This window comes from Cryobacterium sp. Y82 (genome assembly GCF_002929495.1).
In the GTDB taxonomy this organism is placed as follows: Bacteria; Actinomycetota; Actinomycetes; order Actinomycetales; family Microbacteriaceae; genus Cryobacterium; species Cryobacterium serini.
In genome coordinates this window covers 152,445-174,655 of sequence record NZ_PJJJ01000032.1, presented here as the reverse complement: position 1 = coordinate 174,655, position 22,211 = coordinate 152,445, and the positions used below count along the sequence as shown (strand labels likewise).

The window sequence follows — 22,211 nt, the reverse complement described above, 5'->3', positions numbered from 1 at the left end:
CGCAAGAAAAGCCTTTCGACGACGGTTGCTTAACGATACGGTACGAACTCGCGGCGACCCTGACCTTTGCACAGTGGTTGATATGCTTGCAAAGTGACTTCCCCCTTTGCGCAGACGTTAATTGTCATGCCTGCCCTCAACGAGGAGGAGTCCATCGCCCAAGTAATTCATGAAGTTCAACGTGCACTTCCGGGTATCGCGTGCCTGGTTGTCGACGATGGTTCGACAGACGGTACTTTTGCCGTTGCGTCTCGGGCTGGCGCGCGCGTAGCCGTTTTGCCGTTCAATTTGGGCGTCGGAGGCGCGATGCGCGTTGGCTTTAAGTACGCGCTCGCGAACGGCTTCCGGAACGTCGTTCAAATTGACTCCGATGGACAGCACGATCCGGCCAGCGTTGTTGCGCTCCTAGATGCCCTTGAATCGTCAGACCTCGTACTGGGCGCCAGGTTTGCCGGCGAAGGTGAGTATGAAGTTCGCGGACCGCGACGCTGGGCCATGCAGGTGTTGGCATTCACGCTGAGCCGGACCGCGCGAACCGAGCTCACTGACACGACCTCCGGATTTCGTGCTTCGGGACCTCGCGCCGTGCGGCTGTTCGCAGACCACTACCCCGCTGAGTACCTGGGTGACACTATCGAAGCGCTGGTGATTGCTGCCCGCGCCGGTCTGATCGTTCAGCAGATTCCTGTCTCCATGCGGCCGAGGGCCGGCGGCGTTCCGTCGCATAATCCATTTAAAGCAGCGGCCTACCTAGGCCGCGCCGGGGTGGCTTTGGTTTTCGCACTCGTCCGCCCGGCTTCATCATTTGCCGTTTCCACAAAGTAGGTTGACATGACAGTCACTAGTTACATTTTCGGCATCCTGTCAGCGCTCGTTGCCTTGGCCGTAGTTGTGGAATTACTTCGCCGTCGCCAGCTCCGTGAGCGACACGCCATGTGGTGGTTGTTTGCCGGCACGATGGCATTGATCGTTGGCGTGTTTCCGAAAACGCTGGAGTGGGCATCCGAGGTCGTTGGTATTGATGTGCCAACGAACCTCGTTTTCTTTGTCAGCATTGCAATCTTGGTTCTCGTTTGCTTGCAACATAGTGCTGAGCTCACGGTACTTGAGAGCAAGTCTCGCACCCTTGCCGAATCGGTTGCGATGCAGGACCTTCGACTCCGCGATCTTGAGAATCAGGCTTCCAACAAGACTACGACTGACTAAGAACACCGGACTGTCGCCTGGCTATGGCCAGGTAGCTCCCATGTACTAGCAGACCCGAAATCGGCCCGGCGAGTAGCGAAAGCACGGTCTTGGCGACGAGATCTAAGGGGAGCAGAAGGCAGACGACGGTAGTTGCAGCCGCTAGGAGCCATCCCACGCTGTACACGGTATGACGAGAGGAAGCCAGCAGTGCTGGCGAAGTCACGCAGAGCGCCCCCATAAGTGCCGATGACGCTACGAGGACGGCCAACAACCATCCTTCCGGAACGAGTTCGCCCGGAAAAAGAAACTCGAATACGACGGGCCCGAGCCACCAACCGACGAGTGCGAGAGCCACGGCCAGGGCACCGAGCAGCCCGATAATTTTAAAGACCCGTGCCCCAACCGCGTCTCCGAGATCTCGAAAGTGAATTATCAGGTAGCTCTGCAGCGCCATCATCACCACAATGAGCGGCGCCCTCGTGAGCGTAACGGCGAGGATCAACAGCCCCAACAAAGCGGCTGGTTCACCGACGGACGCGAGACCTAACACAAAAGGAAAACCGCTGACCATCAGACCCATCGACGCTGCCGCAACAATGGTTCGCGAAATGTTTCCGCAGAGCCGATACAGGCTGACGTCGAGTTCAGATTTCCCCGCCAAACTACGGGTCATTCGCGGCCACAACACCAACAGCGTCAATGTATACGGCGCTGCGATCGTCCAGGCCAACGCAACGATATCCGACGTGAAGATAAGTGCGACTGCTATTGCAACGAAGCGAAGCGTCGCTTCAACACAGATAAGCCAAAACAGTGCGCTCCACTGGGAGACTCCATACAGCGACCCACCGAGCACGGCCACGAGAACATACGACGCCGCCCCTGCCGCGAGCGGCCAAACAAGCTGCCACGAATTTATTGGAAAAACTGTGTTCACCCAGGCGGGCGCAGTTGCAACGATCACCGCGAAGGTAATCACTGCTGTCCCGGCTCCAAAGGCAACAGACTGATGCCGAGCCCGAAGCGTCTGATCGGTTCGCGGCCTCGTGGCGCGTGTTACTTCTTGCTGAATTCCTGATAGCGCGCTGACTATAAAGAATAGCAACGACCAGAAAATTGCAAATGAGGCGTACGCGCTGAATCCTACTTGCCGGGGCACGAGCCACGTGATGACATAACCCGCAACTCCAGCGATGGCCGTTGCCAACAACAATTGGGTGAACCCCGAGAGCTTTTTCTTGTTCAGCGGAGTGGGCATCGCTAGTTTCCTGGCACAATTTCGTAGACTCTCATTACGAGCGTCCCCTGCGGAATCACAGCGTTTTCTACCAAACATGAACTTTCATTCGGAGCACCGTCTGTCAGCACATAGCTAACATTCTCTTGGGCAAAAGTTGAGCACGGGTCAAAGGTCACGGAAATAACATCGGGCTGCGGATTGACAACGGTGGGTTCTCCCGCCCCGAAGGCCCACTGTACGTGCCCCAGGCGGTTCCATTCAGTCTCGAATTTGCCGGACGGATCTATCGCACTCCACATTTCTTTACTCGGGTATGTTTGCACTCCGCTCAGTGACTGCACTCCAGATTCGACCAATAACGCCATCGCCTCGAAAGAACCGACGCCGACCCACGTCCCGGGATCCTCATCGTTCGACTCCTCGATTGAAGTTCCAGTCGCCGTCTCGCTGAGATCAAACACTCCGCGGTACAGCGGGTTCACGCCAATGCTCATAACCACAGATGCGGCTAGCAGCAGCGCCACTGCCACGGGAACGCTGCTCTTCACAAACAGCAGCAGCGTGGCCACAACCAAGAGAACGGCGATGATTTTCCATGACGGAGCCGCCGCGAGTACAGCGGAGTCAAGTTCCCGAATTCGAAGTGCGGTGCCGAGAATCATAGCGGCGGTGAACGCTGCGCACACGGCCCCAACGATCAAATTCGCCCGCCCGCCGAATCGATCAATGTGTTCAATCGTCAAGACAGCGACCAGCGGCAGCAGCACGACAAAGACAATTCTGAATCGCTCAGCAGGGATCCGGTCAAGCTGAATGATATGGGCGAGCTCGTCCCACCCCGGAATGAACAGGTAAGCCAAGATGAGTCCCAGGCAGGCCAGGACTGAAATAAGGAGCCAGTCCGTCCGCTGTGATTTTCTCAGCGATTGCAGTACAAACCACAGGAGTCCCGGCAATACGAAGAAGCAGAGGAGGATAACGGATGAAGCCTCGGATGAGTTCAAGCCCAGGATCGTCGTTCCTGACGTGGATTTCAACGCCTGACTCCAGGGTGCACCGCCGATGCCCGCGAGGTAAGGGTCCTTCACAATCAGGCTTCCGGTCGGATCAAATCGTTGGCCCGGATAGACGGTGGACTGAATCGCATTAAACGTCGAGATCCGTGTCCCCGCCCAAATCGCCGTGACCGCGATGGCGCCAACGCCCGCCGCAAGGAGCGGAGCTAAACGTCCCCACGTTGCCCTCGCGCCACCGATCGCCCACGGGCGTGCACGGAACAGATATCCGACGGCAAACGCGATGAAAACCATCAAGCCGGGAATGATGAACGGAACGTAGAGCCCCATCGCGAGAGTGATTGCGAAGTAGCCAACAGCAATGGACCAGACGACGCGGACCCAGCGTCGATCATCGACCAAAATCCAGACAACGGCAGCCATGGCCAAGAGTGGCCACCCAACCGACATTACGGAACTCGGCGTGTACCACCACTGCAGAAAGGGAGTGAAAAACACAGCCACTGCCAGAAAAGCTGAGGTGAGTGGACGGCGCGGCATCAGGGTGACAGCGAACATGTAGCAGGCGGAGACTAAGACCAAGGCGGGAATCCACCACTGCCAAGCCATGCCGGCGTCTAGTCCAAAGAATAGGTACCCCCACAGATGCGGGCGAAAAATTGACGACCAGTCCCAGGAAGGTAACTCGTTGAGCACGGTCATGTCAGTTCCGCCGGGGAACATCTGATTGATCGGGGGGAAGCCTCGGTTCACCTGCGAGACTACCCACCCCTGTTGCACAAGCCACTCGTCTGACCTGATCCCGCGTGGAACACCTTCAAGCAAGCGCGGGTCAGGGCCGACACCGAGTGCACCCCAGTGGGCTCCTGATGAGGTTCCGCTAATCCCCAGCACGATGAGGATAGCCGAGCCGACGGCAGCTGCCAACGGGAACCACAGGAGCACCCGCCAGTTCGGCAACCCGCTAAGGCCCGGTAGGACGAATCGCCCGTACGCATCTCGAAGACCAGCAACTAATGCGCTAGGAATCCCCGCGCGACTAACCGAATGCATCTAGCTTGAACTCCTCAACAAAACGCGGCAGTACTTCACTCTGAGCCAGGCAGAGCGCTCGCGCCGCCAGGTTCAGTCCGTCGACGGCTCGGGCCGGCAGAAGAGCACTCTTGAGAATATCAAATCTTCGGCCCTGCCCCGCGTATCGCTCGTCACCCCGAGAACGGTACGACCTCGAAAATCTGCATGGGGCGCGCACCTTGCTGCACCGCCTGCGTCGGAACCAAGCATTCCTCGGTGGCATCGTCAATGTCGGACAACACATACTTGATGTTCTCCTGCGCGAACTGAGAGCAGGGATCGACCGTCACCTCGATGACGTCCGGGGCTGGATTATCGACCGTCATCGCGCCGGTCTTCAGAGTCCACACAACACGGGCGAGGCGGTTCCACTTGTCTTCAAACTTGGCAGATGGATCGATCTTCTCCCACATCTCCTTTGGGGGATACGTTTGGACACCGCTTAGGGTCGGTACACCCGTTTGCACCAAAACGGCCATGGTTTCGTACGTGCCTGTCCCAATCCACGTTCCTTTGTCACGAGAATTCTCGTCGTGCACCGCTAGCCCAATCTCGGTACTGCTTAAGTCATACACACCCTTGTAGATGGGGTTGACACCCCAACTGATGAGCAGGGAAACGGTCAATAGACACGCGGCAGCTAGGACTGCCCCCCGGCGCAAGAACAGGAAGAATACTGTTGAGACCAGCAGCACGGCGACGATCTTCCACGAGGGGGCGTAGGCAAGTACATTTGGGTCGAGAGTCTTGAATTTGAACCAAAGGCTTAAGAGCAACGCGGCCGTTGTGCCAGAGCAAAGCAAAGCAAGAAGCAGACGCAATCGACGACTTGATCGACCGACCTGCTCAATCGTGAGCACCGCGACGAGTGGCAACAGCACGATCAGTCCGATTCTAAACCGCTCCACGGGTACTCGACTGAATTGCATCAGTTGAGCCAGAGCATCCCAGCCCGGGACGAACAGGTACGCGACGATGAACCCGATTCCCACAAGGGACGAAATCAGCAACCAGTCGCGATCGCGCTTGCGCCCGAGAGACCTGAGTGCAAACCACAGCAAACCCGGCAGAACGAAGACGCACAGCAGAATGACTGACGATCCCTCGGATGAATTGCCACCGAGAAGGGTAATGCCAAGTGACTTTAGTGATTCATTCCAGGGCGCACCCGCGATGCCCGTCAGGAGTGGGTCGCGGGAGAGCAGCGCCCCGGTCTGCTCCACGCGCTGACCCGGATACACCGTGTTTTGGATTGCAGAAAACGTATTAAACCGCGTCGCTGCCCAAATGCCGGTCACGGCTAATGCCGCAAGACCTGCCACGGCTAACGGGGCGAGCCTTGCCAACACGGTCCAGAGCGTCGCTCCTTCTTGCTGTCGCACCCGAAACAAGTATCCGATCGCGAAAGCGAGAAAAACCATCATTCCCGGAATAATGAAGGGAACGTATAGCCCCATGGCCATTGTGACCGCTGTGTAGCCCGTGAGGACGGCCCAGAAGTAGCGCACCCACCGGCGTTTGTCGTTTAAAATCCACACGAGTGCGGTCATTGCCAGGAGCGGCCAGGCGACGGGCCAGAACGAACTCGGGGTGTAGAACCACTGAAGCATCGGCGTGAAGAACAGTGCGAGAGCGATAAGTGCCGCTGTTAGCGGTCGGCGCGGGAGCAGGGAGACGACGAAGACGTAGCATCCGCTGACCAAGGCAAGTGCGGGAATCCACCACTGCCACGCAACGCCGGCATCGAGCCCAAATAGCAGGTATCCCCACATATGGGGACGGAAAAGCGACGACCAGTCCCAACTCGGCAACTCGTTGAGCACGGTCATGTCCATGCCGCCGGGAAAACCCGGATTCACAGCCGGAAAACCGTGGTTACTTTGAGAGACTACCCATCCTTGTGCAACGAGCCATTCGTCGGAACGAATCGGTCGGGGTACACCCTCTAGTAGTCGGGGATCCGCACCCGTCCCAAGATTGACCCAGTGCGCACCCGACGACGTACCGCTGAGTCCCAGCGCGACCATGAAGACAGTACCGAGAAGAAGAACCGCTGGGAACCATAGCATTACACGCCAATTGGGCAGGCCGAACGCACTTACAGTGACAAAACGTTCGTAGACTCCCTCGACGCGATCGCGCAGTACGCTACTTAACCGAAAACCTCGCGCCAGCCTTCTATAGAGCACCTAGCTAATGACGGACTTACAGCCGAGGAGCATGTTCGATCCGGGCCCGATATTAATTCCATACACACACACGTTGTGAGTTCCGGGCGCCGCCGCGATGCGTGTAGCGTATCCGTGGTTCGGACCATATGCGGGATAAATGGACCCCAGGTCGGCACGTGGGTTCGACGCTGTAACCCCGGTCCCAACGGAGTCAACGTAGATATGCACCGGAATGGGTTGAGCGGTGTCAGGATCATATGCCCAGCCCGAGGCCGAGATCACTCCGCCACTGGCAGAGATTGAATCGACAACGCCGACGGGCGAACCGCTCATTGCAGTGACAGTTCGGCAGCCGAGACTGCGGTTGGAGCCTGCGCCCGCGATGTCAATGCCGTAACTGCAAACAGTCTGCACACCGGGTGTGGCCGGCATCGTAACCGAGTAACCGTGATTATTGCCATATCCGGGGTAGAGGGCCCCAACGTCGGGACGAAGCTGATCCGCAACCCCTGAAGTCCCATTCGCTCCAGCGTAAACGTGAACAGGAGATGATTGCGTCGAGTCAGGGTCGAAGACCCAGCCGGTAGCGGTTATTGTTCCGGGATTCACGTAGACGGCGTCGAGCGTGCCGTACGGTGATCCCGAAGGAACAGTGACTGTCTTGCACCCGAGCTGCCTGTTACTGCCAAGCCCCGCAATATCGATACCGTATGCACACACGGTATGGATGCCTCCGGCCGCCGGAATTGTGCGCGAGTACGCGTGGTTGGCGCCATAGGCAGGGTAGATCTGCGCGAGGTCTGACCGAGCGTCGTCTGCCACGTAGGCTCCGCCCGAGTTGTCCACATAAAGGTGAACGGGGATGGACGCAGCCGTATCCGGGTCAAAGGTCCATCCTGTGGCCGTAATCGTGCCGACACTGGCGGTTACCGAATCGAGCACTCCACTTGGCGATCCCGTCATACCCGGCAATGTCTGGCAAGTGAACTGAACATTAGCTCCCGGACCGATGTTGATCCCGTAGACGCAGACTTGTTGCGCTCCGGGGCCGGCCACCGGTACGACTGCGTCAAAGCCATGGGCCGACCCCACGCTTGGCCAAATGGCACCGATGTCTTCTCGGGTGTTGCTGGCGACGATAGCCTGGCCGACACCGTTTACGTAAACGTGAAGTTGTATGGACTCGCGAGTGTCGGGATCGAACGCCCAACCGGCCAAACGAATGCCACCAGGCACGGACGAGAGCACGTCCAGGCTCGCCATGGGGTTTCCCTCACGGTTCGGTGAGCCAAACCAGTTGTTATAATAGACCCAAAAATTCCGATTGCCGTAGGAGGAACAGGCATCTCCCACCCCGCCAAGATTCGCCAGCGCGGCAGCATTTGGCTGATACGGCGTGTAGTAGTACAGAGAGGCAGTGGCGCGATTCTGAATTACAACATTGCTAGATCCACAATCGCCGTTCGGGTTAAATCGCACTGGATTGCTCTGCCCGACTTTGATTGAGGTGTGAGATCCCTCAGGATTGCCATACCAAGCAAATTGCCGGGCCGCAGAGTAGACCTGCATGAAAAAGCCGTAGTACGCGGAATCGCACTGGGCGGTGTCCGGACAGCCTTGGCCCAAGGCCTTACGCAAGACGGCCTCTGTTGGCGCCTTACTAGTCACCAACCCCTGCTCTTTCTGCAGAGTCACGAGTAAAATCTTGGCGCTAATATTACATGCTTGCTGAACCTTGTAGATCATGCGCGCGGCAGACTCGTTCGCCTCCCCCGGATACGTGGCACACGTTCCAAAGGAGAGAGTTGTCGTTGTCGTATTGATACGAAGAACGTTTAGACACAGCGAATTCTGACACGTCCCAATCTGCGCGTCCAAGAAGGCCTGAATCTGCTCCTGAGACATTGCATCTCGCGCATAGAACTGAGCGTCGGAAATTATGTAGCCCGGATTAAACTCGGCACCTGTGAGTGCCTCGGCTTTCTGAGGGACAGTTACCGTCACGACTGCGACAAGGCTTGTCACGACAACTGCAATGACAACGCGCATCAATTTGGCCAGCATATTTGTTACTCCGTTACTGGCAATGTACTGAATACAAAGCTCTCGATCAGGCTACGCGAAAAAAGTCCGCAAATGGACCCTTCTGCAAGAATTAGATGAAATTCAGGCCAAGTAGGGGTCCCGCTGCGGACCAGCCCACCTGTCGATTATCATCTTCTGTTCAAACGAGTGCACTAACGGGTTGCGAGATCGTGACTCAAAGTGAAAGAGTTCAACGTTTGCGAGCCACACCAAGCGGTATCCCCCTTGCGTGACCTTCTTTGAGAGGTCAACATCGTTGAAATTGCCAGGAAACAGTTCCGAGAATCCACCCACTTCTTGAAAAACTGCGCGCGGCATGGCAATGCACGCTGCCGTCAGCCCTGAGGCCTCCCGGTTAATCAAGAGCGAAGAGAATGCGCCGTACGTTCCCCTCGGTTCACCCAGGTAGGCGTGGGAGAACTGGCCCATATGGTGCAGATGTCCAGCGTGTTGAATACCGCCGTCTTCGAAATAGAGCATGGCGCCAGTCATACCGACGTCGGGCTCGTTGAGAGGTGCTATCAGTTGGCCAACCATCTCATCACTGAGAGCCTGCACGTCGTCGTTAAGAAAGAGAAGCACTTCCCCACGAGCGGCCAAGAATCCTTCATTGCACTTTCGGCTGAAATTAAAAGTTCCAAAGAACGGCACGAGCGTCAACCGGTCGCCCACCAGTTCTTTAAGTTTGGCCAGTACGTCAGCCGGGGTGTCAGCATCGTAAACAACGACGATCTCAAGGTTGCGATGCTGCGTGGTCTCAAGAACGGATGTCACAGCATCCACCAAGAAAACACGGTTCTTACCCCAGACCTCGCCGGCGGTGCCGCGCGTAGGAATGATAATGCTGACCGATTTGTCGAGATCAGGCTCGCGCTCTATCCGGTAGGTTCCAGGAACGGGCCCCCGGGTCGCGCGGCCGGCAACGCCTACCCTCGCCAGATGTTCGTCGACGGCCCTCACTCCGGCGTCCCAAGCGTAAGGTTTGTTGTCTGTCAACTCAGCGGTTGATCCGGGTACGACCCGCCAGTGATAGAGCACCTCACGAACGTGCAGTATCTGGCGCGCTTGTTCGGTGACTCTCAATACGAGGTCGTGGTCTTGAGACCCCTCAAACTCGGAACGAAATCCTCCCACATTGCGCACAATCTCTGTTCTAAGCACCGAGAAATGCCCGGTGTACATTTGACCGCGCAATCGCTCCGGAGACCAATCCGGCTTATCGAATTGATCAAAATACTTGCCGTCTTCAGAAACCTTGTCTTCGTCGGAGTAGACATAGTCGACGTCAGCTTTTGACGTAATCGCCAGGGCCACAGACTCAAGCGCGCTTACTGTAAGCAGGTCGTCGTGGTCGAGTAAGGCCAGAAATTCACCTCGAGCGGCCTGAATCGCATCGTTCGAAGCGGCAACAATTCCACCGTTTGTTGAACGCTCGATGACGCGAATCCGTGGATCACGTTGAGCAGCGTCGTGGAGCACGCGCCGCACTTCTGGATTCGGCGATAGGTCATCGACGAGTATCAATTCCCAATCCGTGAACGACTGTGCGAGTACCGATTCGATTGTGTCTGAGAGCACGTTGAGCGGCGTGTCGTAGACGGGAGTGAGGATCGAGAAAAGTGGACTGAGGCCCTGACTGGTCATTTGGTGATTCGTCTAAGAACGCGACGCCCGAACACGACCGGTTTCATGACCAATCGGCCGACACGCCAAGTGGTCGATCGACGAGTCATGTAGAGGTCATGTACTCCACGATCGCGAGCATGGCCAAGGTCGATTTTGGCTTGCATCAGCTCGGCTCGAAGTCCCAATTCGAGGTCCCGGCTGATGAGTTGACCGTGAGTGAGATCTCGAATGGATGCGATCAAGACATCGCGCTCCGCTTGGAGTCGAGCCACTTCGTTGGCTAGGTCGTCGGGGCCAACGGTGTCGTCCGCATTCATTTTCTAATCCTCAATTACTTGTGTCCAGGGTGAAAAATTAACTTTGGTGGCCGGGACCGCTCACTGCGCGGGTGCCTTATTGCGATCCTGGCGTGCGCGGATTCGCTCCACGACAGCGGTTGGACCGCCTTGCTGAAAATAGTATGCGGCGCGCTCAATGTCACGGCGGAGTCCCGTGCTCCGAGATGACTTGGCTTTGGGGATGCCGTTCGGAATTCCCTTTACACGCTTACCTTTGCCACCCTTCTTGGCGCCTTGCTTGTCTGCGGCCTGTTGTGGGTTGCGGCAGAATTCCACCAGCGGCGCCAATGCTTTGTCCCAGGTGAACGATTGGCGTACCCGGCGTACGTTGGAACGCGCTGCTGCTATGGCCTCTTCATCAAACAAGTATCGTTCGAGTGCCGACTCTAGGGCAGCCTGGTCACGTTCTGGCACCGATGCCCCGAGGGATTCCTTCTCGACGAGACTACCGAACGAATCGCCTTCGGTCGTCACGATGGGTAGCCCTGCCCAGAGGTAGTCAAGAATTCTGGTGCGAAAGGAGAACGTGGTTTCGACATGCTGAAAGTGCGTTGACACTCCAACATCAGCCTCGAGAAGGTAGTCCTGCCTGTCGCCGTAGGGTACCCACGACTCGTTGAAAAAGACATGCTTGCCGGTGAGTTCGAGCTGTTCGGAGAGAACGCGTGCTGCAGCCACAGCTTCCATTTCGGGAACGGCCGGATTTGGGTGTTTGACGCCCATGAAGAACAAGCGAATTGTCGGATGACGCTCGGCCAATTGGGCCACGGCGCGAATGAGGGTGTCGGGGTCAAACCAGTTGTAGATGCCACCGCCCCAGATGATGATCTTGTCGTCCTTGTCGATGCCTGGCACTACTCCGCGCAGGGCGGGATTGCGCTGTACCGGGTCGACACTCGGAATTCCGAACGGGGCCTCGGCAATCAGGGAATCCAAATCGTTGTCACGCGAATACGTATAGGGGTTCACGCGGCCAAGCGCGGACAACTGGCCAAGCCAGAAGTGTCGTTGGCGTTCGCTGGCGCACAAGAAAAAGTCTCCGAGAAGCAGCTGATGGTTCAGTGCGTCCGTCGCCTCGGTCACCTGCTTGTTCCACACCTTCAAGGTTTGGCCTTTGCCCTGTTCGAGTTGTTCGAGGTGCAAGGGATCATAAACGTCGACAACGAGAATCTTGCTTGACGTCTCAAGGCTGGGGAAAAGCGCGAGTGCGTGGCCCTGAACGATTATGACGTCGGCCCATTTCTCGTGCTCGACGACCGAGTTCGGGTGATGATGATCGATCACGCCGACCTCAACAGCGTCGTCGAGAGCGACGGCCTTCGTCATGCTCAACAAACGAACGTCGTGCTCGTCGGAGAGCACCTTGGCGATATTCCAGGCGCGAATTGCCGGACCTGCCATCTGATGACCTACCGGGTCACCCGTGATGACAAGAATGTGCCGACGACCCTCAATCGTGAGTTGGCCTAGATTGTCGACGATTTTCTCGTAACCGCGCAGGTACTTCTCAATGGGGTACGCAGGCTCGTCAGTATTGCCAAAGAGTTGTTTGAGCTGGCGATCTGTCACCGCTCTCGATGCTTGCACATCGGCTCGAGCTTTTGTCATTTCTGGAAGGAGCTCAACGAATTGATCGACCGCGTAGATGCCTGCCATTGTCTGCTTGGAAATCGGCAGAGTCGGCTCATCATCGTTGCCGGGAACGCGGAGGTCCAGAGACGCGGAATCGTGCTCGCCGCGCGCGATCGCGCGTCGTGTTGCGAGCAGCAACGCTCCCGGAAAGATCTGTGCCAGGGACTCATCATCAAGGTTCTTGTACAGGGTGTACAGGGCGTTGCGTTCGAGCAGGTACGTCTCTCGAAAGTTGCCAAACTTGTTCATTGACGCGTGGTGCTTGTGAAAGGCCAACGACTTCGGCTGAAATCGAAACCTGTATCCCAGAAGGTTGAGCCGCCAGCCGAGATCCACGTCGTCGTAGAACATGAAGAAGCTGTCGTCAAAGCCCCCGAGTTGCTCGAAAACGGATGCACGGATAAACATGGCAGCGCCCGTACCAAACAGAACGTCTCGTTCATCGTTCCAGGCTCCGCGGTCAGTCTCGCCGGCATGAGGCTTATACCCCATGCCGTACCAGGTGATCGCGGCGCCGACGTAGTCGATTCGGTCACCTTCCCAATCGAGAACCTTGCTCGCGACGGCGCCGATGTTGTTGCCAGTAGCGAAGGTGGCTATCGCTTCTCTGATCCAACCCAAATCCGGCTTCGCGTCGTTGTTCAGGAACGCGATAAATTCGCCGGTGGCCTTCGCTACGCCCAGGTTGCAACCACCGGTGAATCCGAGGTTTTCGGCGGACTCGATCAGAGTTACCTGCTCGCCAATTCCTTGGAGTTTTTCAAGGCTGTCATCACCGGATCCATTCTCCACGACGATGATTTCCAGCAGCTCCGACGGCCAATCCAGTTGCACCAGACCTTGGACACACTCGATCGTGTCTTCAGCACCTCGAAAGTTGACGAGCACGACCGATACAACACCTGTACGTCGCTTTTTCACAGTGAAACCTCACAAAATAGATAGCTAAAAATGGCGTCAACTCGGTTCTGCGCGCGCACGGCGCGGCAGCTTTTCTAGGCTGCCGACGCCCCCGGCAACGAGTCGAGGTATGCGTCGATCGTTTCGTCGGCCGGACCGACCTTGACGAGCTCCCCGTGGCTTAGCCACGCTGCACTGTCACACATCTCGCGCACGGAGGTCATGGAATGGCTGACCAGAATGACTGTTCGTCCTTGATTCTTGAAATCCCGGAATTTCTGCGCACATTTGGCCTGGAATTCGGTGTCGCCGACGGCCAGAACTTCATCGACCACGAGGATATCGGGGTTCACATTGATCGCGACTGAAAAACCGAGCCGCACGTACATTCCCGACGAATAGTTCTTGACCGGTTGGTCGATGAACTTTTCTACTCCCGAAAAATCGACGATTTCGTCAAACTTTGCGGTGATCTCTTTCTTTGACATCCCGAGGATCGAACCGTTGAGAAAGATGTTCTCTCTGCCTGAGAGCTCTGGATGAAACCCCGACCCGACTTCAAGGAGCGCTGCGATCTTGCCGTTGTAGGTAATGCTTCCTGTCTCGGGATAGTAGATCTTGGCCAGGCATTTCAAGAGAGTTGACTTCCCCGACCCGTTGCTACCGATCAGGCCGAAGGTCGACCCGACTGGCACCTCAAAGCCAACGTCCTTCAGCGCCCAAAAGTCTTCGTGCACGGATCTGCGCCCGCGCATGACTGCCGATTTGATGGATTGGTTTCGTTCATGGTAAAGCCGAAATTTCTTACTGACGTGCTCAATGCTTACGGCGACTTCGCTCATAGTGCTTCAGCCAGTCCTTTCTCGCTCCGTCGGAAAATCCACAGTCCTACGGTGAACGCGGCGAGGGCCCAAATTGCACAGAGCAAAAAATCCTGCGGATCGGGCCACCGATTGTCGTAGAGGAGCTGGCGGAATACTGCAACAAATCGCTCCAAGGGATTAATGCGGTAGACATCAAGGATCGTGACCGAGGTCCCGAAGAGTCCACCGTATTTGTCTGATTGAACCGCAACCAAGCTAATGGGATAAATGATTGGTGTCAGGTACATCCAGATTTGCATGATGATCGAGACAAAGTACTGAGTGTCGCGAAAGTGCACGTTGGCCACGGCCAGCATGAGCGCGATCCCTGCCGCGAAGATGGCCAGCAGCACCATGGTCACGACGACGAGCGGGAGCCACGGCCAGACAAAAGCACCGAAAATCACCAGCACTACAACGAGCACACCCATTTCAAAGAGCCAGTTGTAGCCGACTGAGCCGACCTTGGAAAGTGGAAGCACAATTCGCGCGAAGTAAACCTTCTGTACAAGCCCGACGTTGCCCAGAATGGATCCCATGCCTTGCTGCACCACATTTGAGAAGAACGCGAACGGAAGAAGCCCGCAGAGCAACCAAACGGCAAAAATGTCCAGTCCGCTGGGGTCACCGGCTTCCGGTTCCACTCGAAGGATGAACGCGAAGACGAGGGTGTAAACCAACATCGAGGCCAGTGGGTTCACCAACGACCAGAGTTGGCCGAAAATCGTACGTTTGTACTGACCGCGAATCTCACGCAGGGTGAGATTGGCCAAAAGTTCTCGCGACGCGAGAACTTCCTTTAGGTATCGCATTTAGCCTCACTGGGGTATCTGGCCGGTATGGCCGCATGTCAATCTAGCCTAGAACTATGATTGGGAGTCGTATGTCCACCGTATCGAAGCCTCCCGCCCCTACCGCACGTGTGGCCGTCGTCACCGTGAGCTACGGTTCCGAGAACGTCCTCGGACCATTTCTTGCATCCCTGCCATCGGCATCCCGCCAGCCGCTCCGAGTCGTCGTAGCGGACAATAAGCCGATGGCGACCAGCAACGATGTCAGGTCGATGACAGCCAGTGCAGGTGCAACCTACCTCGCGATGCCCTCAAATCAAGGCTATGGGAATGCCATCAACACCGCCGTGCATACCTTAGGACCAGAGATCGAATGGGTCGTAGTAAGCAACCCCGATGTAACCGTGAACCCCGGCGCGATTGACAGCCTCCTCGAATGCGCGGTTGACAAGACGATCGCTGCCGTTGGACCCTGCATCCTCTCATCGGACGGCGAGGTGTACCCGTCAGCCCGCACCATTCCTTCGCTCCGTTCCGGAATCGGGCACGCGATCTTCACCAATCTATGGCCCAGAAACCCATGGACACGTACCTATCGTAAAGAATCCGAGATTGCCCTGGAGCGACGCGATGCAGGCTGGCTTTCCGGAGCCTTCCTGATGATCCGCCGATCTGTTTTCGACCAGCTAAAAGGCTTCGATGAGAGCTATTTCATGTATTTCGAAGATGTCGACCTCGGATACCGGATCGGGCAACTTGGCCTCCGAAACGTCTATGAGCCAGCCGCCGTCGTCGTGCATACCGGTGCTCACTCCACGTCAACGCGCGATGAGTCCGCCGGGATGATACGCGCTCACCACGACAGCGCTCAGAAATTTCTATTCAAGAAATACTCCGGACCGTGGCTCCTGCCCCTCAGGGTCATGCTTGCAGCTGGTCTTAGTATGCGCGCTCGTATAGAGGCGCGGAGGCCTGCAAACCACACGTAGACAAGGACCCGGGCGCATTTATTTAAATCTCTCGTAGCCGTTAGGAAGTCGAAAGCGCCTTGGTTCACAGCCGCAGTAGTTCCTCATTCTTTGGCCGCTCCGGCTGACTACTTTCGGCTAGTAGAGACCCGATCGGACTAGTCCCCGTGATGCGGTTATACGACCGAGCCGCTAGGCAGCCGACCGGCAGCACATGATCTAGCTGTCCTACCCAGGGACGTTGGGTAAGCGGCTGATGGGTGGATGGTTGCCCATGGCGGTGTGGGCCCGTGTTGACTGTACTCGTGGTTCACGCTGGCAAAGCGTTTCGACCTGCTGATTCTGAAGCGTCGAATCGGTTAAACCTTGATATCCAAGTCACGGCACGTGGCGCCCCAGACGTTTGATGTGCAGGCCGAGCCGTTGTCCGACAAGACCCGTTCCACGGTCGCGCCGCGCGCGGCGAACCAGACCACGGCCACGCGGCAGAACTCCGACGCTGTCTCAGCGATCTCGTCATTGTGGTTCTCGACGTAGGCGACGAGGGAGTGAGCATCGACGATGGCCCGCACGAAGGCGGCCCCGATAAGTGAGTTATAGAGAGCGTTCCTTTTCTGGTTGCGCATTGCGGCTCGATTCTTGCTGCCGGCCGACGAAGAACCATCCGGCGCCACCGCGGATGCTGCCGAGTTTTTGACGTCGACGTGGATCACCGCCCCGAACTGGCGTGCTCGTAGCGCCGCACGACCTCACCGGTGCGCCCCCTCAACGTGATGGGGGTTATTCGAGCGACGCCAAGTCAGAACCGAGTGAACGGTCTAAGGCGGCATATCAAGATTCGCGCCGATCGCAACGGGTCACAATCCCCCATTCCAGCGCAGGGGGACGAACTGCCGCACTTCGTTCTGAGGTGTCTCGTTAGCCGATCGGTGCGGACGTGACGACCGCTCCTCCAGCCCGTCGCGGCTCGTTGAGGCGTGTGTCGATCGCCCACCGTTCTGCGGACAGCCACGAGACGTTGAACAGCCGGACGCACTGCCGATGGAGCGGTCTTGCTCGACGATACGGGTCTATGCCACAGACGGTGACGTTGAGTCAACGCAGCATTGACGTGGGCGCGACGACATCTATTCTGAAGTACTTGGACTTTGACCGCCTCGGTCAACAACCGGAGGCTCGCACCCACGTTCAATGACTACAGCGTGTCGTTACTCAGCCAACCTACTTTGGAAGTACACCTAGCGAAGCACCCGTGTTCCCGCATTGAGAATTTGGCCTTTACGTACGCCGAAACAGCCTCCATAAAATTCAGCCGCGCCGAGTCAGAGATAGTAGATTCCTAAGAAATTGCGTGTACCGCCAACTGCGAGTGGCCCGAATTTCCTCCAGCGCCGAATTCGCACGGTCTCGCTCCAGCGCGAGTTGACTCCAATCGGACCCCAATCTGAGGCGGAGTCTATCCAGATCATTTCCCACTCGATCCACATCGTCATCCGTCGGAATGAACACCGAAATCGAGTCTAAGCAAATGCGAATACTTGCAATGTCGTCGAAGCATCCAGTTATCTCATACTGTCCATCAATAGTGAGAAATATGTCTTGCGTGCCAGCTATTGCGCCATTAATCGGCGCAATCTTCAAAGTCGATGATGGTTCGATCCTAACGCCTTCACTCAGAGTGATACCGTTTTCCACCGGATCGAATCGAACAGAAATAGTTCCAGGCGGAACTTGAATATTCGCATATCGAGAGCTACCCCGTGCGGCACCTGACTCATAAGTGCCTTGCACGCTCTGGATCTGACTATAACCATTTCCATAGTTAAAGTACGCCGCGAAAGTCAGGTCTACATCTTCCTGACGAACCTTCGCAAGAAGTTGAGAAAAATTATCACCGCGCCTTGATCGTGCGGTCTTATTGATCTCCCGCAGGTAATAAGTCATATTTGTCAACTGATTTCGCACAGTAGACACAGGAGCCAATTGGCTAGAGTAATACCCTGCGGCCTGCGCCATAAAGGGAAGAGTTAATCGCGTCGCGTCTTCCTTTGCCGCCAAATCGCCACAACTCACGTCATCGAAAAATTTGTCGACAGACTTCCACTTCTTCAGCCACGGGGATAAGGAAGTCGGTCGAAACCAGAACGAGCCTAAAGCACGTGCCACTGGTGGTATCGCTTCGTCTAGCGGAACGTTCAGGTCGAGCTCGCTCAGGTGTGTCCTGACCGACTTGAAAGCGTCGCCCCACTCGTTCCCTAAGCTACCAAAATATTCACCGTGTACTGGCGGGAGCGGACTCAACACACCTAGATACCTGTCGCTAGAAAAACGTTCAATAACAGCATCTACGTATGCGGGTGAGTCAATAAGACAGCTCAAAATCGACTCAGACTTGGCATCTCGACTGGAAAAAGGAAAACGACCCTCATCCCCCATATGGTCAACGAAACACGCTAGACCATAAGGACGAGCTGCTGCCAAAAGCCCCAACAGACCTACGTCTTCGACGATTTCCACAGTTACCACTGCGTCTTTGAGAGCTGCGCGGATATCCGCTCTGTCGAGACTATTTTTCAGCGCCACGATTAAAGTTGTATCTAGCCTGCTCCCGATGCGTGCAACAATCACACGGGCTTGCTCGGCAGTGTCAATTCGCGCTATGATGCATGTTTGAAAATCGTTCACAACGTCACTTGCATTTGTTGGAAGGACCTCAAGGAGGTTAAGAGTGTCTGCGAGGTCACTTAAATGGCATGAGCGAATCAAGTGCGGAATCAGTAGTCGCATCTCGAATCGCCCCGTTTCGCGAAGATAGTCTAACAGATCCCGCGCCACAAGGTTCGAATTCTCATAAATGTACGATTCTGTCCCAGCGAAGAACGACTTACGCTTAAAGACGGGGCATTTACGATTTTCAATCAAATCGATCGGTTGATTAAAAAGAGGATAATACAGAACGTTTTCGAGGTCAACAGTATCGACGTACGAGGCCCAAGCGAATCCCATATTGGCGAATCGCTGCGTGAATAGTGCCTCATGCTTCGCCACGGAATCCAAGTACGATTCGATAGGAATCATGTCGTCCCAGTACCGTTGAAATTCGGGACTGCAAACCATGGATTTGCGTATGGCTATAAAGTGCGATTGCAAATGCAACGGGATCACCCCATCGGGCATCTTCCCCCATGGGTCATAATCTGCACCATTGTGAACTGTAAGCCCCCAGAAATCGAGGTCCTTAGCATCCATTTCATCAAACATATCCGCGAACGAGTTGACCGGACCCATGATAGTAAAGTTTAGAAGAACGATTTCATCGAAGGCGCTTAGAGCGCGCCATCCTTTATAGTCCAAAGCGGTCTTGTACGCCCAGACATCGAGCCCCGAGTTCTCCCGAACAATTACCTGTAGTCCGGAAATCAAAGCAAGTTTCTGCCGACTCTCGAGTGCAAGCTTTCCGTTTACAACAAATATCATCTCTGTGAAGAACGGATCTAATTCATTTAGGAAATGAAATATATACTCATCGACTATTCCGGACGGATCATAAAAAAAATAAATCCCAAACCTAGACGTTTGCTGGCTGCTATCAAGTTTCACTTTGTTAGCTGCAATTCCCAGGCCTGCATTATCTGACGAATTTTTGATGCGTCGCCATACAAAGAACTAGACTCGCCTAGCCGATTCGGATATCTCCCGTACTGGAGCTTGATTTCATAGCCGCTTTGGACGATGAACTTTTCCACCGCAACCCCAATTCGCGTCGGAGCTCCACTGCAACAATTAATCACGCCCAAAACATCGTCTTGCAATACTGCCTTGGATATCTGATCAGCGGATTCCGTGACGTCGAGGAAGTCGAAGGCATTCTTGCCGTCCGTGAAAGGTACAGTTTCGTCACCGCGTTCTGCGGCTTCAACGATGCGAGTAAATATTGAATTGTTGAATTTGTCGTCTCCAACTAAGTAGAAGAGCCTGAGCCATTGGAGCGAGAAATCTCTGATCGTTGACTGGACTTTGAGGGCCTCATGTAAGCTATTCTTGCTGATTCCGTATAAAGTCACAGGCGAGGCAGGTGCATCGTCCTGGACGATGCCGAAGTGTGGGCCAATTTCGTGCACCGTGCCGGCAACGGCAAGTTGGTTCAGGCCGCCATCGATCATTTTCATCAAAAAGTCGTAGTGCTTAGATAAGGAAGCATGTGCGTTGCAGAGTTATGGGAGAAACCTGCTTCCCACGCCAGGTGAAGGCACACATCCGGCGATCCAAAGAGTGCAAAAGGATCTCCCTCAATTTTAAAAATATCTTGCTCCACAAGCTCAGCGCGGGAGTCAATTTTGAGACTCTGTCCAGAGCGCTGTCTCACGACGGCGGTGACTTCAGCGCCCATGTCGCAGAGCCTTTTGACGACGTGACGTCCAATGTAGCCAGCAGCGCCGGTAACCAAGATTTTCTTCGCCATGTTCTTCCCCCGTGTGTGCCTGACTGGATGCAGGAAATTGACACCGCTTAGTCAAGACCGCAGGAGTGCCCTAATGAACATCGTCTATACGTTATATTAGACGCATTGTTTGGCACCAGCGCGCAGACGCTGTATCCGAACGAAGTGACGTCATCCGACGCCGTGCGGCCTCAAGGCCGAATACTGACGCCGATCATCCTTCTCCTGTTGCGGTAGTCGCCTGCCAACGGCAGCCGCCGTGGGCGCCATAGCCCTTGACTGCTTTTCTGCAGGCGACTTGGCGTATACGGTCGAACGATCATGCGTGGGGTGATTCCGTGCGGGGCGCTTGCGGAGGTGTTCGTTGGGGCCGTCAGGATCAAAACGAGGCAGTCGATTGCCCCGGACCGGGCCTGCGGGTCGTGGTCTTCGGATCGTTCAGTTGCCGTACTGACACCTTCCGCGGATAAGGTTGCGCAATGAAGAACCTTCGAGTTGCTATGTCCGGTGCATTCGATGTTGAGAACTATGGGGATCTTTTGTTCCCCGAGATCTTTCGGGAAGCCCTGCGACTTCGTGGTCTGGACATAGAGCTGGTTGAGTTCGCACCGACTAACACCAAACCCAGGCTTACACCCAGCAGTCGAGTCGTCCATGCGCTCGCGACCTTGGAAGAAATGCACCGAATCGAACCATTCGATGCGGTCGTCATCGGGGGCGGCGCCCTCGTCCACGCCGAGGTCCTTCATCAGTTTTTGGGAGACAATGCGGAATTGCAGGACTACGCAATCGCTGAGACTTGGATAGTGACCTCGGTCTTCTGCGCCGAGTACGACGTCCCCTTGTTGTGGAATGCACCCGACGTCCCCTACACCTTCCCGATCGAAATCTCCTCGATTGCCAAAGGTCTTATTGAGCAGAGCAAGTACATTTCAGTGCGCAACGACACATCCCTGAAGAATCTAGGTGTTCTGGGACTGTCCAGCGATAAAATTACTGTTTGTCCTGATACCGCTCTGGCGCTCGCAAAATACCTTTCAATAACTGAAGACAATTTACGGACTCCACTGCCGGAAATGGCTTACTTCGTAGTCCACATCAATCGCTTCTTAAGTAAGGACAATATCGCGGAATTGGCGGGGGTGCTCTCGGTTTACGCGGCAGAAAATGACCTCCATGCAATATTGCTGCCACTTTCCAATGCGCACGGGGATCTTGGGGCATTACGCACTCTAGAATCGCAAATGTTGTCTCCATCATCCGTCTGGATCAGCGAATCAATCACAGAAATGGCCGCAGTGATTCGACGAGCGGAGTTATATGTCGGTGTCAGCTATCACGGCGCAATCACAGCTCTTGCCCATGGCGTCAGGGCCGTGTGCTTCAACTATATGAATTACGACAAGAGTGCTGATCTCTTCCGTTCTCTAGATTGCCAAACGAGGTATGCCGAGACCATAGGAGAATTGCGCACGGTCATGAAATCCATCGACCAGATGCCCTTGGCTCCATCGAAGTTGGCGACGATCATTGCGCGGGTCGAGACCCATTTCGATACTCTCGCAGAATTTATTGCGGGATCAGCCGACGTCGAGGCACCGCCCGTAAAATCGGGCGTACGGAGTGCAGTTCTGGCCAATCTTATTTTATCCAACTTCGACATGAGCTCTCGTTTGCGGAGTATCCAAATTCGATTTGATTTTGTATCCGAAAAGCTGCAATGGCTTGAAGAAAACGCCGAAGCGACTGCACTTCACTTGCGTTCGAGAATGGAATCAATAGAAGCAGGGGCAGCTTCGTCTTCACAACATTTCAGTGCAAAAATTGAATGGTTAGAGCATGAACTCAGCAGTCGCCGTTCATGAACCTCGAACCATG

The 22,211-nt window shown here is 55.5% G+C and carries 17 protein-coding genes; 4 read left to right on the top strand and 13 right to left on the bottom strand.

Annotated features, from left to right (window positions below; genetic code table 11):
• Positions 1-93: 93 nt before the first annotated feature.
• Together CXY70_RS09665 and CXY70_RS09660 are read left to right on the top strand one after the other, a co-directional pair.
• On the top strand, positions 94-825 hold the full coding sequence (locus tag CXY70_RS09665) for a glycosyltransferase family 2 protein (RefSeq protein ID WP_104192148.1): 732 nt from the start codon (positions 94-96) through the stop codon (positions 823-825).
• A gap of 6 nt (positions 826-831) precedes the next feature.
• Positions 832-1,206: a DUF2304 domain-containing protein gene (locus CXY70_RS09660; RefSeq protein WP_104192147.1), complete on the top strand. Its 375-nt coding sequence runs from the start codon at positions 832-834 to the stop codon at positions 1,204-1,206.
• On the opposite strand, the gene CXY70_RS09655 is transcribed toward CXY70_RS09660, so the two are convergent.
• From CXY70_RS09655 to CXY70_RS09615, 9 genes are all read right to left on the bottom strand, one after another.
• On the bottom strand, positions 1,193-2,446 hold the full coding sequence (locus tag CXY70_RS09655; protein ID WP_104192146.1) for a hypothetical protein: 1,254 nt from the start codon (positions 2,444-2,446) through the stop codon (positions 1,193-1,195). The two genes, CXY70_RS09660 and CXY70_RS09655, sit on opposite strands and share 14 nt — an antisense overlap.
• 2 nt (positions 2,447-2,448) lie before the next feature.
• The gene (locus tag CXY70_RS09650; protein WP_104192145.1) at positions 2,449-4,146 is read right to left on the bottom strand and encodes a hypothetical protein; all 1,698 of its coding nucleotides are present in this window, start codon (positions 4,144-4,146) and stop codon (positions 2,449-2,451) included.
• Positions 4,147-4,649: 503 nt separating this feature from the next.
• Positions 4,650-6,347, bottom strand: coding sequence for a hypothetical protein (locus CXY70_RS09645; protein WP_146066103.1), 1,698 nt, complete (start codon positions 6,345-6,347; stop codon positions 4,650-4,652).
• Between the two features lie 360 nt (positions 6,348-6,707).
• Positions 6,708-8,753: a hypothetical protein gene (locus tag CXY70_RS17560; RefSeq protein WP_146066102.1), complete on the bottom strand. Its 2,046-nt coding sequence runs from the start codon at positions 8,751-8,753 to the stop codon at positions 6,708-6,710.
• Between the two features lie 102 nt (positions 8,754-8,855).
• Entirely contained in the window at positions 8,856-10,418 is a 1,563-nt protein-coding gene (locus CXY70_RS09635; RefSeq protein ID WP_104192142.1) for a glycosyltransferase, read from the bottom strand.
• Positions 10,415-10,717, bottom strand: coding sequence for a hypothetical protein (locus tag CXY70_RS09630; protein WP_104192141.1), 303 nt, complete (start codon positions 10,715-10,717; stop codon positions 10,415-10,417). Before CXY70_RS09630 ends, CXY70_RS09635 begins: the two co-directional genes overlap by 4 nt.
• A 60-nt stretch (positions 10,718-10,777) precedes the next feature.
• A complete protein-coding gene (locus CXY70_RS09625; protein WP_104192140.1) occupies positions 10,778-13,291 on the bottom strand; it encodes a glycosyltransferase in 2,514 nt (837 codons plus the stop codon).
• Between the two features lie 74 nt (positions 13,292-13,365).
• Positions 13,366-14,025 carry an ABC transporter ATP-binding protein gene (locus CXY70_RS09620; RefSeq protein ID WP_233205866.1) on the bottom strand — a complete coding sequence of 220 codons (660 nt, stop codon included), beginning with the start codon at positions 14,023-14,025 and terminating at the stop codon, positions 13,366-13,368.
• An 83-nt stretch (positions 14,026-14,108) separates the two neighbouring features.
• On the bottom strand, positions 14,109-14,945 hold the full coding sequence (locus CXY70_RS09615) for an ABC transporter permease (RefSeq protein WP_104192138.1): 837 nt from the start codon (positions 14,943-14,945) through the stop codon (positions 14,109-14,111).
• 56 nt (positions 14,946-15,001) lie between these two features.
• Between CXY70_RS09615 and CXY70_RS09610 the strand changes: the two genes are divergently transcribed.
• Positions 15,002-15,913, top strand: coding sequence for a glycosyltransferase family 2 protein (locus CXY70_RS09610; RefSeq protein ID WP_369852353.1), 912 nt, complete (start codon positions 15,002-15,004; stop codon positions 15,911-15,913).
• A 338-nt stretch (positions 15,914-16,251) separates the two neighbouring features.
• Here the strand turns inward: CXY70_RS09610 and CXY70_RS09605 are convergent, their stop codons facing one another.
• The 4 genes from CXY70_RS09605 to CXY70_RS18495 form a co-directional block, all read right to left on the bottom strand.
• Entirely contained in the window at positions 16,252-16,518 is a 267-nt protein-coding gene (locus CXY70_RS09605; protein WP_146066101.1) for a DDE-type integrase/transposase/recombinase, read from the bottom strand.
• 682 nt (positions 16,519-17,200) lie between these two features.
• On the bottom strand, positions 17,201-19,492 hold the full coding sequence (locus CXY70_RS09600; protein ID WP_104192135.1) for a rhamnan synthesis F family protein: 2,292 nt from the start codon (positions 19,490-19,492) through the stop codon (positions 17,201-17,203).
• Positions 19,489-20,061: an NAD(P)-dependent oxidoreductase gene (locus tag CXY70_RS09595; RefSeq protein WP_199183414.1), complete on the bottom strand. Its 573-nt coding sequence runs from the start codon at positions 20,059-20,061 to the stop codon at positions 19,489-19,491. The genes CXY70_RS09600 and CXY70_RS09595 overlap by 4 nt, the downstream gene beginning before the upstream one ends.
• Positions 20,061-20,354, bottom strand: a complete 294-nt coding sequence (locus CXY70_RS18495) for an NAD(P)-dependent oxidoreductase (protein WP_199183413.1) — start codon at positions 20,352-20,354, stop codon at positions 20,061-20,063. Before CXY70_RS18495 ends, CXY70_RS09595 begins: the two co-directional genes overlap by 1 nt.
• A 458-nt stretch (positions 20,355-20,812) precedes the next feature.
• Between CXY70_RS18495 and CXY70_RS09590 the strand changes: the two genes are divergently transcribed.
• Positions 20,813-22,198 carry a polysaccharide pyruvyl transferase family protein gene (locus CXY70_RS09590; RefSeq protein WP_104192134.1) on the top strand — a complete coding sequence of 462 codons (1,386 nt, stop codon included), beginning with the start codon at positions 20,813-20,815 and terminating at the stop codon, positions 22,196-22,198.
• Positions 22,199-22,211: the final 13 nt, after the last annotated feature.

Bases quoted from the DNA above. Each gene is read 5' to 3' on its own strand.
- CXY70_RS09660 (WP_104192147.1), top strand. From the start codon at position 832: ATGACAGTCACTAGTTACATTTTCGGCATCCTGTCAGCGCTCGTTGCC.
- CXY70_RS09655 (WP_104192146.1), bottom strand. From the start codon at position 2,446: ATGCCCACTCCGCTGAACAAGAAAAAGCTCTCGGGGTTCACCCAATTG.
- CXY70_RS09650 (WP_104192145.1), bottom strand. From the start codon at position 4,146: ATGACCGTGCTCAACGAGTTACCTTCCTGGGACTGGTCGTCAATTTTT.
- CXY70_RS09645 (WP_146066103.1), bottom strand. From the start codon at position 6,347: ATGACCGTGCTCAACGAGTTGCCGAGTTGGGACTGGTCGTCGCTTTTC.
- CXY70_RS17560 (WP_146066102.1), bottom strand. From the start codon at position 8,753: ATGCTGGCCAAATTGATGCGCGTTGTCATTGCAGTTGTCGTGACAAGC.
- CXY70_RS09635 (WP_104192142.1), bottom strand. From the start codon at position 10,418: ATGACCAGTCAGGGCCTCAGTCCACTTTTCTCGATCCTCACTCCCGTC.
- CXY70_RS09630 (WP_104192141.1), bottom strand. From the start codon at position 10,717: ATGAATGCGGACGACACCGTTGGCCCCGACGACCTAGCCAACGAAGTG.
- CXY70_RS09620 (WP_233205866.1), bottom strand. From the start codon at position 14,025: ATGCGCGGGCGCAGATCCGTGCACGAAGACTTTTGGGCGCTGAAGGAC.
- CXY70_RS09615 (WP_104192138.1), bottom strand. From the start codon at position 14,945: ATGCGATACCTAAAGGAAGTTCTCGCGTCGCGAGAACTTTTGGCCAAT.
- CXY70_RS09610 (WP_369852353.1), top strand. From the start codon at position 15,002: ATGATTGGGAGTCGTATGTCCACCGTATCGAAGCCTCCCGCCCCTACC.
- CXY70_RS09605 (WP_146066101.1), bottom strand. From the start codon at position 16,518: ATGCGCAACCAGAAAAGGAACGCTCTCTATAACTCACTTATCGGGGCC.
- CXY70_RS09595 (WP_199183414.1), bottom strand. From the start codon at position 20,061: ATGAAAATGATCGATGGCGGCCTGAACCAACTTGCCGTTGCCGGCACG.
- CXY70_RS18495 (WP_199183413.1), bottom strand. From the start codon at position 20,354: ATGGCGAAGAAAATCTTGGTTACCGGCGCTGCTGGCTACATTGGACGT.
- CXY70_RS09590 (WP_104192134.1), top strand. From the start codon at position 20,813: ATGAAGAACCTTCGAGTTGCTATGTCCGGTGCATTCGATGTTGAGAAC.